At 63.6% G+C, this 15,961-nt stretch carries 13 protein-coding genes; 11 read left to right on the top strand and 2 right to left on the bottom strand.

The genetic code is table 11. From position 1 onward, the window contains the following. Nucleotides 1–96 precede the first annotated feature (96 nt). The 9 genes from nrfA to pbpG all read left to right on the top strand — a co-directional run bounded on the left by nrfA (nucleotide 97) and on the right by pbpG (nucleotide 9,656). Nucleotides 97–1,542: an ammonia-forming nitrite reductase cytochrome c552 subunit gene (gene nrfA, locus AACQ95_RS16760; RefSeq protein ID WP_241279117.1), complete on the top strand. Its 1,446-nt coding sequence runs from the start codon at nucleotides 97–99 to the stop codon at nucleotides 1,540–1,542. Nucleotides 1,543–1,593: 51 nt separating this feature from the next. After that, nucleotides 1,594–2,193 carry a cytochrome c nitrite reductase pentaheme subunit gene (gene nrfB, locus AACQ95_RS16755; RefSeq protein WP_241279116.1) on the top strand — a complete coding sequence of 200 codons (600 nt, stop codon included), beginning with the start codon at nucleotides 1,594–1,596 and terminating at the stop codon, nucleotides 2,191–2,193. Continuing rightward, nucleotides 2,190–2,870 (top strand): 4Fe-4S dicluster domain-containing protein, encoded by a 681-nt coding sequence (locus tag AACQ95_RS16750; RefSeq protein WP_241279115.1) that lies wholly within the window; start codon nucleotides 2,190–2,192, stop codon nucleotides 2,868–2,870. The genes nrfB and AACQ95_RS16750 overlap by 4 nt, the downstream gene beginning before the upstream one ends. A gap of 90 nt (nucleotides 2,871–2,960) precedes the next feature. Continuing rightward, nucleotides 2,961–3,914 (top strand): cytochrome c nitrite reductase subunit NrfD, encoded by a 954-nt coding sequence (nrfD, locus tag AACQ95_RS16745; protein WP_241279114.1) that lies wholly within the window; start codon nucleotides 2,961–2,963, stop codon nucleotides 3,912–3,914. A 173-nt stretch (nucleotides 3,915–4,087) separates the two neighbouring features. After that, nucleotides 4,088–6,046 (top strand): heme lyase NrfEFG subunit NrfE, encoded by a 1,959-nt coding sequence (nrfE, locus tag AACQ95_RS16740; protein ID WP_241279113.1) that lies wholly within the window; start codon nucleotides 4,088–4,090, stop codon nucleotides 6,044–6,046. Further along, entirely contained in the window at nucleotides 6,043–6,579 is a 537-nt protein-coding gene (locus tag AACQ95_RS16735; RefSeq protein ID WP_241279112.1) for a DsbE family thiol:disulfide interchange protein, read from the top strand. The genes nrfE and AACQ95_RS16735 overlap by 4 nt, the downstream gene beginning before the upstream one ends. Continuing rightward, complete coding sequence (gene nrfF / locus AACQ95_RS16730; RefSeq protein WP_241279111.1) at nucleotides 6,576–7,760, top strand: heme lyase NrfEFG subunit NrfF; 1,185 nt, start codon at nucleotides 6,576–6,578, stop codon at nucleotides 7,758–7,760. Before AACQ95_RS16735 ends, nrfF begins: the two co-directional genes overlap by 4 nt. 176 nt (nucleotides 7,761–7,936) lie before the next feature. Next, nucleotides 7,937–8,392, top strand: a complete 456-nt coding sequence (locus AACQ95_RS16725) for an NUDIX hydrolase (protein ID WP_241279110.1) — start codon at nucleotides 7,937–7,939, stop codon at nucleotides 8,390–8,392. Nucleotides 8,393–8,735: 343 nt separating this feature from the next. Further along, complete coding sequence (pbpG, locus tag AACQ95_RS16720; protein ID WP_043138942.1) at nucleotides 8,736–9,656, top strand: D-alanyl-D-alanine endopeptidase; 921 nt, start codon at nucleotides 8,736–8,738, stop codon at nucleotides 9,654–9,656. A 111-nt stretch (nucleotides 9,657–9,767) separates the two neighbouring features. On the opposite strand, the gene AACQ95_RS16715 is transcribed toward pbpG, so the two are convergent. Beyond that, nucleotides 9,768–11,153, bottom strand: a complete 1,386-nt coding sequence (locus tag AACQ95_RS16715; protein ID WP_241279109.1) for a tryptophanase — start codon at nucleotides 11,151–11,153, stop codon at nucleotides 9,768–9,770. Nucleotides 11,154–11,818: 665 nt separating this feature from the next. Between AACQ95_RS16715 and AACQ95_RS16710 the strand changes: the two genes are divergently transcribed. Next, the gene (locus tag AACQ95_RS16710) at nucleotides 11,819–13,072 is read left to right on the top strand and encodes a D-amino acid dehydrogenase (protein WP_098983914.1); all 1,254 of its coding nucleotides are present in this window, start codon (nucleotides 11,819–11,821) and stop codon (nucleotides 13,070–13,072) included. Nucleotides 13,073–13,145: 73 nt separating this feature from the next. On the opposite strand, the gene AACQ95_RS16705 is transcribed toward AACQ95_RS16710, so the two are convergent. After that, nucleotides 13,146–13,826, bottom strand: coding sequence for a TetR/AcrR family transcriptional regulator (locus AACQ95_RS16705; protein ID WP_241279108.1), 681 nt, complete (start codon nucleotides 13,824–13,826; stop codon nucleotides 13,146–13,148). A gap of 177 nt (nucleotides 13,827–14,003) precedes the next feature. Here AACQ95_RS16705 and AACQ95_RS16700 point away from each other — a divergent pair, with 177 nt between their 5' ends. After that, the gene (locus AACQ95_RS16700; protein ID WP_241279107.1) at nucleotides 14,004–15,944 is read left to right on the top strand and encodes an amidohydrolase; all 1,941 of its coding nucleotides are present in this window, start codon (nucleotides 14,004–14,006) and stop codon (nucleotides 15,942–15,944) included. Nucleotides 15,945–15,961: the final 17 nt, after the last annotated feature.

Raw genomic sequence — 15,961 nt, 5'->3', positions numbered from 1 at the left:
AATTAATCGGCCTGCCTGCTCCTGCCTAGTGCGGGGGCTGATGCCCACATCCAGGATGGAACGGTCAGGTCTGGCAATGAGATCGATTTGGGAGTGATGATCGTGAGTTCACACAACAGACAGACCAGACTGGGCCTCGCCGCCCTGTTGCTTACCACCTGCCTTGGCGCCAGCGGCTTGGCACAGGCGGCCGACGAGGCACAGCCTAAGGGCAAGATAGAGGCGCGCAGCGAGCTGTTCGCCAAGGATCACGCCGATCAGTTCAGCAGCTGGAAAGGCACCAGCGAGAGCAAGGATCGCACCGACGCCCTGGCGGACGATCCGCAGATGGTGGTGCTCTGGGCCGGCTACCCCTTCTCCAAGGATTACAACAAGCCGCGCGGCCACTTCTACGCCCTGACCGACGTGCGGGAAACCCTGCGCACCGGCGCACCCAAGACCGCCGAGGATGGCCCCCTGCCCATGGCCTGCTGGAGCTGCAAGGGCCCGGACGTGGCCCGCGTCATCGACGAGAAGGGTGAGGATGGCTACTTCAAGGGGATGTGGGCAAAAGGTGGACCCGAGATAGTCAACACCATAGGCTGCGCCGACTGCCACGACACCGCCTCGAAAGAGTTCAAGGAGGGCAAACCTGCCCTGCACCTCTCCCGTCCCTATGCCGACCGCGCCATGACCGCCATCGGCAAACCGTTCAAGGAGCAGGGGCGCTTCGATCAGCAGTCCCAGGTGTGCGGCCAGTGCCACGTGGAGTACTACTTCAGCGGTCCGACCAAGGCGGTGAAATTCCCCTGGGACAAGGGCACGACTGTTGAGCAGATGGAAGAGTACTACGACGAGATCGGTTTCGCCGACTGGACGCACGCCCTCTCCAAGACCCCCATGCTCAAAGCCCAGCATCCGGAATACGAGACCTGGCGCGCCGGCATTCACGGCCAGAACAACGTCGCCTGCGTCGACTGCCACATGCCCAAGGTGCAGAACGAGCAGGGCAAGGTCTACACGGATCACAAGGTGGGCAACCCCTTCGATCGCTTCGATCAGACCTGCCGCAACTGCCACACCCAGAGCAAGGAGATGCTGCAAGGCATAGTCCAGCAGCGCAAGGATGCCGTCACCGAGATCAAGCTCAAAGTCGAGAAGCAGCTGGTGCACGCCCACTTCGAGGCCAAGGCGGCCTGGGATGCCGGCGCCACCGAGGCCGAGATGAAGGACATTCAGCAGGACATCCGTCACGCCCAATGGCGCTGGGACTTCTCCATCGCCTCCCACGGGGTGCAGATGCACGCACCGGAAGTGGCGCTGCGCATGCTGGGTACCGCCCTGGACAAGGCAGCAGACGCCCGCACCAAGCTGGCACGCCTGCTGGCGGCCAAAGGGATCAGCCACGAGATCGCCATTCCTGACATCTCCAGCAAGGAGAAGGCCCAGGCCGCCCTTGGCATGGACATGAAGCAGATGAATAGCGACAAGGTCCAGTTCCTCAAGACCACAGTCCCCGCCTGGGATGCCGAGGCCAAGGCGGCCGGACGGCTCGCACAGTAACGAGATTTGCGGGCCCGCCGAGTCGGGCCCGCAATCGGATGGAGGCTTCCTATGGGTGATTTAACGATGGATTTCTTACGACTGATGCTGATGGCAGCCATGCTGCTCACCAGCCTGCAGGGCCAGGCCGCCGATGCGGCGAGCGCGCCTGCGGCCCTCCCCGCCACGCACGAGGTGGAGTTTTTGCGCAATCCCGATGCGGCCTGTACCGACTGCCACAAGGAGCAGGCGTACGGCATGCACGGCAAGCATGGCCAGGCAACCAACCCCAACAACCTGGCGCCGGTCACCTGCACCAACTGCCACGGCCAGCCCTCTCCCCAGCACAGGGAAGGGGTCAAGGATGTGATGCGCTTCAGTGACAGCTTCAACAACAAGCAGAGCACAGAGAGCTACCCCATCGCCGAGCAAAACGGGGTCTGCATGAGCTGTCACGAGCCCAAACCCCTGCGCGAGGCGCTCTGGGCCCACGACGTGCACGCCACCAAGCTCACCTGCACCAGCTGCCACCAGCTGCACTCGGCCAAGGAGCCCATGGTGGAAATCCCGGAAAAGTCCCGCATCAAGCTCTGCGTCGACTGCCACAGCAAGCAGCATGAAGCCGTCAAGGCGGCCAAGGCGAACGCCACCCCGGGCAAGGAGGCACAATGAGCTGCTCTCGCCGTCACTTCATGGCGGGGATGAGCGCGGGGGCCCTCATCATTATGACGGGGCCGACCCGCTCCCTTGCCACTACCCTCGCCCACAGCCAGACCATAGACGGGATCCGCTACGGCATGATCCACGACGAGGCGGCCTGCATCGGCTGTACCGCCTGCATGGATGCCTGCCGGGAGGTGAATCAGGTGCCGGAAGGGGTCTCGCGGCTCGAGATCATCCGCTCCGGCCCCATAGGTACCTTCCCCGATGCCGAGTACCACTTCTTTCGCAAGTCCTGCCAACACTGCGACAACGCACCCTGCGTGCACGTCTGCCCGACCGGCGCCTCCCATATCCGCAAGGAGGATGGCATAGTCGACGTGGACCCGGACTTGTGCGTCGGCTGCATGTACTGTCTGGCCGCCTGCCCCTATCAGGTGCGCTTCATCAACCCTGTGACCAAGGTTGCCGACAAGTGCGATTTTTGCCGCAAGACCAACCTGGCGGCGGGCAAGGAGCCGGCGTGCGTGGTCTCCTGCCCCACCAAGGCGCTGGTGTTCGGCAATCTGGATGACCCCGACAGCCCGATTGCCAAACGGTTGGTGAAGGAGACCACCTATCGCTACAAGCAGGCGCTCGGCACCTCGCCCAAGATGTACCGCGTGCCCAAAGGGGAGATAAAGTCATGACGATGCAAGAGGCGTTTCACTTCCCCTCGCTGGTGTGGGGATTTGCCCCATCACCATCTACCCCGGCCGTAACAGATGGAGGGAATGACCATGTGGCATGACGCATTTCACTTCCCTTCCCTTGTCTGGGACTGGCCGATCGCCATCTACCTGTTCCTGCTCGGCATCTCCGCCGGGGCCACCAGCCTCTCGGTGCTGCTGCGCCGCAAGGGGGCCGGCAGCGAGAGCGGCATCATCAAGGCGACCGCCATTCTGGCGCCGGTGAGCGTGGTTCTGGGGTTACTGATCCTTATCTTCCACCTGGCCCGCCCCTGGACCTTCTGGAAGCTGATGTTCCACTACCAGTTCGACTCAGTGATGTCGATGGGGGTCATGCTGTTCCAGGTCTATATGGCGGTGCTGTTTGCCTGGCTGGCGGTGGTATTTCGCACCGAGATCGAGAGGCTGCGCGGGCACCTGTTCAAGGAGAGGTTCGCCTTTGTGGATGGGCTGATCGCCCTGCTGGCACGCTTTGAGCGGATACTGGCAACGCTCTTGCTGCTGCTCGCCGTGCTGCTGGGGGCCTACACCGGCTTTCTGCTCTCGGCGCTCAAGACCTATCCGCTGCTGAACAACCCAGTGCTGCCTGTGCTGTTTCTGGTCTCCGGCATCAGCTCCGGCATCGCCTCCACCATCTTGCTGGCGGTCACCCTGTTCAAGGAGAACCATCACAGCCTGGGGGTGAGCTTCGTGCATCGCTTCGAGCGGCCGGTGCTGGCGGTGGAGGTGCTGCTGCTGGTCTGCTTCTTTACCGGTCTCTATTTTGGTGGCGGCCAGAAGGAGGTGGCCATGTGGGCCGCCATCGGCAGCGGCTTCTGGGCCCAGGTGTTCTGGCTCGGGGTAGTGGGCGTCGGCATGCTGCTGCCCCAGCTGGTCGGCCTGTGGGCCCCGGCGCCCCTGCGGGCAAAGAGCGGCTATCTGGTGCTGGTGTGCAGCCTGACCCTGGTGGGGATACTGCTGCTGCGCTACTTCGTGCTCTATGCCGGCCAGATGACGGTGGTATAAGAAACAGGTCACAAACGCCAGCCGCCCTCGGGCGACTGGCGTTTGTTTGTTGCTGGCCCAATGAATTTCTGGTGATGCCACACCCGCTGCCTGCCGAGTCACCCCGAAACGGGGGACGACGCGGCGTGTGTGCCATGACATGAATGACATCGAAGATTGATCCTGGAGGTTGTGTGCTGGCTGAGCTCGGCTATCTCTCACTGTTGCTGGCGACCGGGCTCGCCCTGCTGCAAGGCACTCTGCCCTGGCTGGGCCTGAGGCTGGCATCGCCCGCGCTGCTGGGCTGTGCCAAGCCGCTGGCACTGCTCAATGCCGCCCTGCTCGGGGCGGCGCTGGGGCTGCTCGCCAGCTGTTTTGGGCTCGATGACTTCACTTTGGTCTATGTGGCCCAGCACGCCAACAGCGCCCTGCCCATGGGTTTCAAGCTGGCGGCCGTGTGGGGCGGCCACGAGGGCTCCATGCTCTTCTTCGTGTTTGCGCTGGGGCTGTGGGGCGCCATGGTGGTCCTTTGCTCCAAGCGGGTCGATCCGCTGATCCGCACCCGGGTATTGGCCATCATGGGACTGATCGTCGGGCTGTTCGGCCTCTATACCCTGATCTTCTCCAGCCCGTTTGACCGCCAGTTCCCGGGACCACTGGAGGGGCGCGATCTCAATCCCATGCTGCAGGATATCGGCCTCATCATACACCCGCCCCTGCTCTATCTCGGCTACGTCGGCTTTGCGGTCAACTTCGCCTTCGCCATGGCGGCGCTGCACTCGGGCCGACTGGACGGCGCCGTGGCTCACTGGAGCCGCCCCTGGGCGCTGGGCTCCTGGGTGTTTCTCACCGCCGGTATCGTACTCGGCTCCTGGTGGGCCTATTACGAGCTCGGCTGGGGTGGCTGGTGGTTCTGGGATCCGGTGGAAAATGCCTCCCTGTTGCCCTGGCTGCTCGGCACAGCCCTGCTGCATGCCCTCGTGGTCTGCGAGAAGCGTGGGGCCTACGGCCACGGCGTCTTGCTGCTCTCCACCTTCACCTTCTCGCTGAGCCTGCTCGGCACCTTTGTGGTGCGCTCCGGGGTGCTCACCTCGGTGCACGCCTTCGCGGTGGATCCCAATCGCGGTCTCACTCTGTTGCTGCTGCTCGGTCTGCTATTGACCTGCGCCCTCACCCTGTTCGCGCTGCGGGCCGATACCCGCGCCCCCTACGCCCGCTTCGGCTTACTGTCAAAAGAGGGGCTGCTGGGCGCCACCATACTGCTGCTGTCGGTGGCCTGCGCCTGCGTGCTGCTCGGCACCTTCTACCCCATGGTGTTCCAGTCGCTGCACCTGGGCTCGCTCTCGGTCGGTGCCCCCTATTTCAACGCTGTTTTCGTGCCGCTGGCGCTGGTGCTGATGGTACTCATGACCCAGATCCCGCGCCTGCGCTGGCAGGGGCTGATGGCATCTTCCCGCCTGCGGATGCTGCTGCCGCCCCTGCTCGGCCTGCTGGGGGGGGGCCTGCTCAGCCTCAGTTATCGCGAGCAGGGAACCCTCGGCTGGAGCAACCTGATCGCCAACATGGTGAGCCTCTGGCTAATCGCGAGCCTGCTGCTCAATGTCTCATTCAAGACTCGCGACCTGAGTGCCAGCCGGCTCGGCAGCCTGCTGGCCCACCTCGGGGTGGCGGTATGCGCCCTCGGCATAGCGCAGGTGAGCCACCATAGCCAGGAGGCGGGCACAGTGCTCAGTCCGGATACGCCCTACCGGCTCGGCGCCCATGAATTTCGTTACGAGGGGAGCGAGCCGCTGCTCGGCCCCAACTACACGGCCGAGCGCATCACTGTCAGCGTGCACAAGGATGGCCGGGAGGTGGCCAGGCTCGCCCCGGAGCGGCGCCACTACAGCGTGCGCACCATGAACATGAACGAACCCGGCATCAAGGGGGGACTGTTTGGCGATCTCTACGTGGTGCTCGGCGAGAAGATGGGGCCGAACGCCTATGCCATGCGCCTGCACTACAAGCCGCTGGTGCGCTGGATCTGGCTCGGCGGCCTGTTGATGATGGCGGGCGGCGCCCTGCGTTTGCTGGGACGCAAGCCGTTGCTGGCAGCCCAACCACAGACCGCTGCACATCAAGTCGCGGGCTTGCACCCCAAGGAGGCACCATGAGAGCCCGCCTGAGCCTCTTCATGCCGCTGCTGCTGACCCTGTGCCTCGGCGTCCTGCTCTGGCTCGGCCTTGGCAACAACCCCTACAGTCAGGATGAGGCGACCCTGGGCCGCAGTTTGCCGGCCTGGCAAAGCGAGAGTTTGTTTGGCGGCGACCCCATCCATACCGAGGCGCTCAAGGGGGAGCCCTTCGTGCTCAACGTCTGGGCCAGCTGGTGCCCCAACTGCCGCGCCGAGCACCCGCTGCTCGCCGAGCTGGCCAAGACAGTGCCCCTTTATGGCCTCAACTACAGAGACAAGGGCGATGCTGCCCGCGCCTGGCTTGAGGAGGCAGGCAACCCCTATCGCGCCGTGCTGGCGGATCTGGACGGCAAGTTGGCGCTGGAGCTCGGCGTCTACGGCACGCCGGAGACCTATCTGTTTGCCGCCGATGGCACCCTGCTCACCCGCCACACGGGTCTATTGACCACGGATATCTGGCAGCGCCAGTTTGTGCCAAAGCTCAAGGCCGCCCGCCAGGAGGGCAAACCATGAAGGGCTTCATCATCCTCTGCGCCCTGCTGGTACTCGGCGTACCCCTGAGCCAAGGCGCCCTGGCCAGCGGCGTCGACACCTATCAGTTCCAGCACCCCGAGTTGCAGAGCCGCGCCCAGGATCTCGCCCGCGCCCTGCGCTGCCCCCAGTGCCAGAACCAGAACCTGGTGGAGTCCAACTCCCCCATAGCCCGGGATCTGCGGCTCGAGGTCTACCGCTGGGTGGATGAGGGGCAGAGCGACGAACAGGTGATCGCCCGCATGACCAGCCGCTTTGGCGACTTCGTGCGCTACGATCCCCCCCTCAAGGCCAGCACGGCGCTGCTGTGGGGAGGGCCAGCCCTGCTCTTGTTGCTGGCGCTTGCTCGCCTGCGCGCCAGTCTGCAGCGCCGGCAACCGGCGCGGGTGCCACTTATCGGCGACAGAGCCGAGGGGGCGCTCACCCAGGATCCCAGGACCGAGCTGAACCGGCGCATCATGGCCGAGCAGCAGGCCGGACTCGCCCCCCACAGCCGCCTCTACCGAGAGCTGGCACTGGCCCGGCTCGCCAATGCCACCCCGGCCACCGAGCAGGCCTTGCACGCCCGGGTGGCCAGCTCGCATACCGCAAGCCGCCCCCTGCCCTGGCTGCTGCTCGGCGCCCTGCTGCTGGCGCTGATCGTCGGCGTCTATGCCGGCACAGGCCGCTATCAGGCATGGCAGGCGTATCAGGATAGACCCGATCCCCTGGCGGGATTGAGCCCCCGGGATCTGCAGGACAAGGAGCTGGGCGCCCTGCATCAGCGGCTGCAAAGCAACGCTCAGGATCTCGATGGCTGGGCCGAGCTCGGCCAGTTGTATCTGTATCGGGACGAATACGAGGATGCCTGGCTCGCCTATCAGCGCCTGGCCCTGCTGGAAGGGGGCGCCAGCGCCGCCACCCTGGCCGCCCAGGCTACGGTGCGCTACTACCAAGCGGGCCAGCAACTCACCCCGGAGGCGCGCCGCCTGCTCGACGCAGCCCTGGCACTGGACAAGGGGGAAGTGAGCGCCCTGATGCTGCTCGCCGCCGATCACTTCCTGCACGGACGCTACCCCCGGGCCATCGCGCTGTGGCAACGGCTGCTGGACGAGGAGCGCCCCCGCATCAACCGCGCCGCCCTGATCCAGGCCATTCAGACCGCCCGCATCATGGGGGGATAACGAGCCATGGCAGATGGCCCGGCGGCCCCTCGCCGGACGGATCGCCATCTTCTATCCAGAGGCCGCCCATACCGGCGGCCGATCCACGCTGCCCAATGGCAGGCGATAACGGATATTCATGGTCTATTCTCTGCGCCATAATGCAGACCCTTAGCCAGCAACGACAAGGTGCACACATGATCCCCATTCGCTGTCACGCCGTCTCCGGTGTGGCGTTATCGGAAATCGACGGCCAGATAAAAATACTGCTGATGAAGCGGGTCAAAGGCGGCTTCTGGTGCCATGTGGCGGGGACGGTCGAGGCGGGGGAAACCGGCTGGCAGACCATAATGCGCGAGTTTGGCGAAGAGACAGGCATCGCCGTCACCGAGCTCTATAACGGCCAATATCTGGAACAGTTTTACGAGGCGGCCACCAATACCGTGATGATGGTGCCCGTCTTTGTGGTCTATTGCCCACCCAATCAGGTGGTCACCCTCAATGATGAGCACACCGAATATCGCTGGTGCACCCTGGCCGAGGCCAAGGGAGTGGTGAGTTTCCCCGGCCAGCAGGCGCTCTATGACCATGTCTGGCACTATTTTGTCGAGCGCACTCCCTCGGCGCTGATGCGAGTGGCGACAGAGGCCTGAAAATGCAGGATCTCTCAACGCAGAGGGCGCCGCCTGCACCACGGCAAGGGGGATTAACGGGCCGTTAGGCCCCCGGAGGCGCAATAAGACGTAAAAAGAGTGGTAACCCATGGCCATAACAGGCATATAGTGCGCCACCATGACGGGTGACGCTGACGACCATCAGACTCGCTCATGGCTGGGTATTTCCCGGATCGGGTCGCCATTTGGCCGTCAACATGGGCATTTCAAGGCGCAAGATCCCATAAAATTGAAATATCAGGCCATTAGACGTTGTGAAGCGTCAATTACCGTCATATAACTTACCCAAATGTCCCTGTCAGTCGTACGGTAGCGTCAAATCATGATTATTCGCCCTTTTCTTACCCTGTTGCTCGGTGCCTTCCTCGTTCCCGTCAGCATGGAGAGCGCCCAGGCCAATCCGTTTTCAGCCCAGTCCCACTCCCCCAACAGCTTTCTGGAACAACGCAACGATCTGGCCCTGAGTTCGGCCGCCTTCGTGGTGGCCAATCCGCGCACCGGTGAGGTGTTGTCCGAGCGCAACGCCAACCGGGTGATGCCCATCGCCTCCATCACCAAGCTGATGACGGCGCTGGTGGTGCTCGATGCCAATCAGCGCCTCTCCGAGACGCTGACCGTCACCATGGCCGACGTGGATCGCCTCAAGGGCACGGGCTCGCGGCTGGCGGTAGGATCGCGTCTGAGCCGGGCCGACATGCTGCACATAGCCCTGATGTCGTCGGAAAACCGCGCCGCCTCCGCCCTGGCCAGAAATTACCCGGGCGGCCAGCGCGCCTTTGTCGAGGCGATGAATGCCAAGGCCCGCATGCTCGGCATGTGGAGCACCCAGTTCGCAGACAGCACTGGCCTCACCCCGCGCAATGTCTCCAGCGCCCATGATCTGGCCAAGCTGGTGGCGGCGGCTTCTGCCTACCCACTCATTCGCCAGTACTCGTCCACCGAGGAGCGCATGGTGCGCAACGGCAAGCGCCAGTTGCACTACCTCAACTCCAACCGCCTGGTGCGTGAAGGCAGCTGGCCTGTCACCCTCTCCAAGACAGGCTACATTCGCGAGGCGGGTCGCTGCCTGGTGATGGCAACCCAGATCAACCGCGAGCCTGTGATCCTGGTGCTGCTCAATGCCGATACCCCCAATTCACGGGTGGCGGATGCCAAGCGGATCAAGTCCTGGCTGGAGACCTCGGGCCGCATGAGCCTGACCGCCCAGTCCAGCCCCCAGACCAAGCTGTTCAGCAGCCAGTAATCCGCTTCAGACGCTCACGTTAAAAAGCCCCCGCACCTATGGTGCGGGGGCTTTGTCATTGGATCTTGTTGTGACCAGGCCACTTGGCTGCAGCGGCAGTCCGGTAGCCGGTCAGACCGGCTTGAGCCGCGCGGTGAAGTGGCGCAGCAGCGGCGGCTCGTAGTCGAAGGTGAGACCGCGGATCTCGCCGGCCCGCGCCTTGACGGCAATGAGGCAGTCGGCCACATAGTCCATGTGATCCCGGGTGTAGACCCGGCGCGGAATGGTGAGGCGCAACAGCTCAAAGTCCGCCGCCTCCTGCTTGCCGGTGGCGGGATCGCGCCCCAGCAACAAGGAGCCTATCTCCACCCCGCGCACGCCCCCTTCCAGATAGAGCGCGCAGGCCAGGGCATGGGCCGGGAACTGCTCCCCCGGAATGTGGGGCAGCAGCTTCTTGGCATCCACAAAGACAGCATGACCACCGGTCGGCGTCTGGATGGGGATGCCCGCCTCGGCCAGCCGCTCGCCCAGATAGGCCACCTGACCGATGCGATAGGTCAGATACTCCTCGTCCATCCCCTCGCGCAGGCCTATGGCCAGCGCCGCCATGTCGCGACCGGCGAGGCCGCCATAGGTGACGAACCCCTCCATCGCCACGCAGCGCACCTGCACGGCACGGAACAGGTCGAGATCCTCCTTGAAGCAGCACAGCCCCCCGATATTGACCAGCCCGTCCTTCTTGGCCGACATGGTGAACATATCCCCCAGCGCAAACATCTGGCGCACTATCTCCTGGATGCTGCTGTTGGCATAAACGGGGTCACGTTCCTTGATAAACCAGGCGTTCTCGGCAAAGCGGGCGGCATCTATCACCACCGGAATATGGTGGCGGCGGGCCAGTGCCGAGACCGCCTGCATGTTACCCATGGAGACCGGCTGGCCGCCGGCGCTGTTGCAGGTGACAGTGATGATGACAGCGGCCACGTTGTCGGCCCCCACTGTCTCTATGGTGTCAGCCAAACGGCCCAGATCGAAATCCCCCTTCCAGGCATAAGGGGCCATGGTGTCGAGGGCCCTGGGGGTGAGCAGGTTGATGGCCCGCGCCCCGGCCAACTCCACATGGGCCTTGGTGGTGTCGAAGTGGTAGTTGGAGATAAAGACCGGCGCCTTGCCCTGGCAGCGCTTGACCAGCTCGGGGAAGAGGATCTGCTCGGCCCCGCGCCCCTGGTGGGTCGGCATCACATGCTGGTAGCCAAACAACTCGCGCACTGTGCGCTCCAGTTCGACGAAGTTGCGGCTGCCCGCATAGGCCTCATCCCCCATCATGATGCCGGCCCACTGGCGATCCGACATGGCACCCGTGCCGCTGTCGGTCAGCAGGTCGATATAGACATCCTCGGCCAACAGCAGGAAGGGGTTCCAGCCTGCGGCCTCGAGGGCGGTGCGGCGCTCGGCGCCTGTGGTCTGCTTGATGGGCTCGACCATCTTGATACGAAACGGTTCGGGTATACGACGCATGATCTTCTCCTTGCACCAGCCGCGCGAACGCCTGGCGACAGTCACCAATATGAAATGAAAACAAGTGGGGTTAACGCAGGGAGATCAGCGGCGAGGGAAGTCGCACACCAGCACTATATCTTGCAGATACCAGGGCAGTGTTTGGTGACTGGCGGTGGGCCAGCCGGATGGGGCGTCAGCAGTTCGGGTCATCACATCCTTTCCTGTGGTGGTCTAACACGAGCGAGCCTGTGAAACGCGCATGCACCATGCGATGCGCAGTCCACTCTAGGCAGGGGCGGCTGGGGGCGACAAGCGGCATGCATCGCCGTTGCGATCGGGCGCACAAATTTAACAATCCCCTTACCTTGGCCATGCAGACGATCATGGGGTGAATGCGGCGCCAGCCAGCCCCAGGCGCCCATCAACGCATCTCGCTGCAGTCATAAACATCACATTATTGTGATTAATCGTCATTATCATCTGACTATAAATGTTAATGTAGTGATAAATCACATTTTCAAACGGGTGGATTTGCCGATCACGCTGCCGGTGATAACGTGTGGCCTGTGCGCTGGGCCCCCCTCGTTGTCCGCGAGCAACAATCGCAGCGACGGGAGCTGGCAGGCCCTCATAACAACAGCAGGATCTGCCGGTGGCGCCTGCATGACGACAAGGATGGAGTGATGAAGATAGTGGTGTTGGGTGGTGGCGTGATTGGCGTAGCCAGCGCCTGGTATCTGGCCAAGGCTGGTCATCAGGTGACCCTGCTGGAGCGACGGGATGGGGTGGCGCTGGAGACCAGCCATGCCAACGCCGGTCAGATCTCCCCTGGTTATGCCTCCCCCTGGGCGGCGCCCGGCATTCCCCTCAAGGCCGCCAAGTGGCTGCTGCAAAAACACGCCCCCTTCACGGTGCGCCCGACCTCGGACCCGTTCCAGCTGCGCTGGATGCTGAAGATGTTCGCCAACTGCACCCCGGCTGCCTATGCCATCAACAAGGGGCGCATGGTGCGCCTTGCCGAATACAGCCGCGACTGCATGAAGGGGCTGCGCGATGAGCTGGCGCTGGATTACGAGGGGCGCCAGCTCGGCACCCTGCAGCTGTTTCGCAGCCAGGCCCAGCTCGATGCCAGCAAACGGGATATCGAGGTGCTGGAAGAGTACGGCGTGCCCTACCAGTCGCTGGATGCCAACGGTTGCGAGGGGGTGGAGCCGGCGCTGGCACGGGTACGTGGCAAGATAGTGGGTGGCCTGCGCCTGCCGGGTGATGAAACCGGCGACTGCTTCCGCTTCACCAAGGCACTGGCCGCCGAGGCACAAAAACTCGGGGTGGAATTTGTCTTCAACTGCGCCATCGACGAGATTGAACTGGCTCAGGGGCGCGCCGTCGCGGTGCGGGCCGGTGAGCAGCGTTTCAAGGCCGATGCCATCGTCTGTGCGCTGGGCAGCTATGCCACCGGCTTGCTGCGCCCGCTTGGGCTCGATCTGCCTGTCTACCCGGTCAAGGGCTACTCCCTCACCCTGCCGATGACCAACCGTGATGCAGCGCCCCGCAGTACTGTACTGGATGAAACCTACAAGGTGGCCATCACCCGCTTCGATGAGCGGATCCGGGTCGGCGGCATGGCGGAGCTGTCGGGTTTCAACCTGGCGCTCAACCCGAAACGCTACGACACCCTGGCCATGGTGGTGGGGGATCTCTTCCCCGAGGGGGGCGACATACAGCAGGCCGAGTTCTGGACCGGGCTGCGGCCCATGACGCCGGACGGCACCCCGCTGGTGGGCCCAAGCCCTGTGCCTGGGCTCTGGCTCAACACAGGCCACGGCACCCTGGGCTGGACCATGGCGGCAGGCTCGGGCCAGCTGCTGGCGGATCTCATCAGCGGCAACACGCCCACCATCAGCGATGAGGGGCTGACCCTGGCCCGCTACGGCTGAGACTGCCACAAGGTCGCAAATGACAGAGGGAGTGCCTGGCACTCCCTCTTCACATCCGTCTCTCGACCCCCTCTCAGCTCGCGGTATCCGTCAGCAGCCTGGGCACCGCCTGCCACACCCGCTCGGGGTCGGGCTCGGCAATGGCCGCCGCCAGCAGTTGCACCAGCCACTGTTGATGCAACTGCCACATCCGCTGGCCTTCTGACCCCTGCTCCTTGGCACTCTGCTTGACCACATCCGCCGTCCGGTAGAAATAACGCACCAGCGCCGTCAACGCGGGCTCGGGCCAACGGCAGCCGAAATGACGCAGTCGCTCCGACCAGAAGGCAATCTGGCCTCGCTCATGCACCCGCTCCACCTCGTGCAGTGCCGGAATGAGATCCATCGCCTGCCACAGCGCCCCATAGCCGACGAAACGGGCATCCAGCGCGTCCAGCGCCTGATCCAGCAGCAACAGCGTCTCCTGCAAGCCGCACTCCTGGGTGCGGATCGCCTCCTGTGCCGCGCACACCGCCGCCAGCCAGTCCATGGCCAGCCGACAGATGATGGCCTCCTTGTTGGGAAACAGGTGATAGAGCGACTTGATGCCGACCCCGGCCCGGGTGGCGATGGCGTTGGTGTTGAGCGCTGGAAAGCCCTGCTCCTGCAACAGGGCCAGGGTGGCCTGCTCGATCCGGGTGACCGTCTCCTGGCTGCGCTGCTGTCTGGGTTGGCGCCGCATGCAGAGATCGGCGGGCAACGGCTGTTCTGACATGGGTTCTCCCTCACCTTGGTCGCGGCATGGTTTTATAACTACATGATGAAACAAGGAAAATATAAGTCAAAAAGAATATTTTCAGTAATTGCTGGCTTTTATCCCAACAGCTGCAATAAACAAGAGTGCTCATATTTGCAGTAAAGACTGCATTATAACCAGGGAGAGCAATGGCATATGGATGGCAAGCAATCAGGTTTTAGGTTGACAACAAGCGCCGCACTGCTGCTGGTGGCCGGCGTGCTGACCGGCTGCAATCAGGAGAGCACGGGACCAGAGGCGCAGCGGACCCTCTACCTCAACGGCACAATTCACACTCAGGACGGACAACGCAGGGTTGCCGACGCCATGGTGGTCGCCGATGGCAAGTTCCTCTACGTGGGCTCACGCCAGGGGGCCGAGGCCTATCAGGGCAAGGATGGCAAGATCGTGGATCTGAAGGGCCGCATGGTGCTGCCCGGCCTGCATGACAACCACATTCACCTGCTCGGCACTGTGGCGCTGGATATGTGCGATCTGGATGGTCAGAGCGTCACGCTGGATCAGCTGGCCGACAAGATCCGCACCTGTCTGCCTCGCTACGCCCCCACCAAGGGGGAGTGGCTGGCGGTCAATCAGTGGTCCCCCTACGACGGCAATACCCCGACGGTGAACTACGCTACCCTGCTGGCCACCCTGGACGCCATGGCACCGGACAACCCTGTGGTGCTGCTCGGGGCTGATGGACACGCCAGCGCCTACAACTCGCAGGCGCTGGCCAGCGCGCAGGATAAAGATGGCAATACCGTGGGTTTCAACAGTGTGACCCTGGCACCGGGCGGGGTGTTCGAGGCCTTTATTCCCTACGTGGATCTGACCAGCGGGGTGATCCGGGAGGGTGCCCGCAGCGCCATACCTGTACCCGACACCGGGGTGCTCAGCGCCAGCGATGAGCAGGCCGCCAGCCAGTACGACAAGATCCTGCCCGCCATCTCTACCCTGATGGCCTCCCGTGGCATCACGGGGATCCAGGATGCCTGCGCCACCGACTTCATCCGTCAGCGGCTGCTCAAGATGCAGTCGCTTGGGCTGCTGCACATGCGCATCACGGCAGCCACCTGCTTTCACCAGGATGACTACAGCGGCAAACTGGACATAGCCGGCCATCTGGCCAAGGCCAGCCAGGTCAGAAGCGCCTTTGCCGACAATCCCCTGATCAAGGCCGATGCGGTCAAGATCTTCCTCGATGGCGTACTGGAAGGGGATCCCTTTACCGCCCCGCCCTTCCTGCCCAATGCGGGCATGCTGGAAAACTACCAGAACCCGCACCTGGCCATGGATCTCGCCACCGAGCAGGTGACCATCACGGCCGATAGCGAGGATGCGGGCAGCAACGGCATAGTCAACTACCGGGACGCCGACCTGAAAAACTATGTCACCGCCCTCGATCGGGCCGGTTTCAGCATTCACATGCACAGCATCGGCGATCGCAGCACCCGGATGGCGCTGGATGCGCTGCAAGCCGCCCGCGCCAGCAACGGTGACAAGGGGATCCCCCATACCCTGGCTCACCTGCAGGTGGTGCACCCCGACGATCAGAAAAGGCTGGGAGAGCTCGGTCTCTACCTCACCTTCACTTACGCCTGGACCACGCCCCAGCTCGCCTACGACATGCTGGTGACCCCCTTCATCCAGCCCACCCGCGCGGGACAATCCTTGCGCGAGGCGCTGTATGACCCCCTGGGTTATCTGCACGATGCGCTCTATCCGGTGGAAAGTGCGCGCAAGGCGGGGGCCATCCTGGTGGCGGGCAGCGATGCCCCCGTGGACAGCCGGGATCCCCGCCCCTTCGTCAACATGGCGGCCGGCATCGCCAAAGCGGCGGGAATCGGTGAGGATTTTCGCGCCAACCAGCGTACCTCGCTCGCCGAAATAGTGGCCGCCTACACCATCAATGGTGCCAGGGCGGTACGTCAGGGGGAGATCACCGGCTCCATCGAGGCGGGCAAGTCGGCCGACTTCATCGTGCTGGACAGGGATCTGTTCGCCCTGGTCGAGGCTGGCACCCCGGAGCAGATCGCCGATACCCGAATCGAGCAGACGGTGTTTCAGGGCGAGACTGTCTATCTGGCGCCCTGAGCCCACGCATCTGCCCC

It is taken from the genome of Aeromonas sp. MR19 (assembly GCF_963899305.1).
Lineage (GTDB): Bacteria > Pseudomonadota > Gammaproteobacteria > Enterobacterales > Aeromonadaceae > Aeromonas > Aeromonas bestiarum.
Note: the sequence above shows the minus strand (reverse complement) of the source record. Positions and strands in the feature narration are given on the sequence as shown.

Excerpts from the sequence above, each read along its gene's own strand:
- nrfA (WP_241279117.1), top strand. The coding sequence starts at position 97 with ATGATCGTGAGTTCACACAACAGACAGACCAGACTGGGCCTCGCCGCC.
- nrfB (WP_241279116.1), top strand. The coding sequence starts at position 1,594 with ATGGGTGATTTAACGATGGATTTCTTACGACTGATGCTGATGGCAGCC.
- AACQ95_RS16750 (WP_241279115.1), top strand. The coding sequence starts at position 2,190 with ATGAGCTGCTCTCGCCGTCACTTCATGGCGGGGATGAGCGCGGGGGCC.
- nrfD (WP_241279114.1), top strand. The coding sequence starts at position 2,961 with ATGTGGCATGACGCATTTCACTTCCCTTCCCTTGTCTGGGACTGGCCG.
- AACQ95_RS16735 (WP_241279112.1), top strand. The coding sequence starts at position 6,043 with ATGAGAGCCCGCCTGAGCCTCTTCATGCCGCTGCTGCTGACCCTGTGC.
- nrfF (WP_241279111.1), top strand. The coding sequence starts at position 6,576 with ATGAAGGGCTTCATCATCCTCTGCGCCCTGCTGGTACTCGGCGTACCC.
- AACQ95_RS16725 (WP_241279110.1), top strand. The coding sequence starts at position 7,937 with ATGATCCCCATTCGCTGTCACGCCGTCTCCGGTGTGGCGTTATCGGAA.
- pbpG (WP_043138942.1), top strand. The coding sequence starts at position 8,736 with ATGATTATTCGCCCTTTTCTTACCCTGTTGCTCGGTGCCTTCCTCGTT.
- AACQ95_RS16715 (WP_241279109.1), bottom strand. The coding sequence starts at position 11,153 with ATGCGTCGTATACCCGAACCGTTTCGTATCAAGATGGTCGAGCCCATC.
- AACQ95_RS16710 (WP_098983914.1), top strand. The coding sequence starts at position 11,819 with ATGAAGATAGTGGTGTTGGGTGGTGGCGTGATTGGCGTAGCCAGCGCC.
- AACQ95_RS16705 (WP_241279108.1), bottom strand. The coding sequence starts at position 13,826 with ATGTCAGAACAGCCGTTGCCCGCCGATCTCTGCATGCGGCGCCAACCC.
- AACQ95_RS16700 (WP_241279107.1), top strand. The coding sequence starts at position 14,004 with ATGGATGGCAAGCAATCAGGTTTTAGGTTGACAACAAGCGCCGCACTG.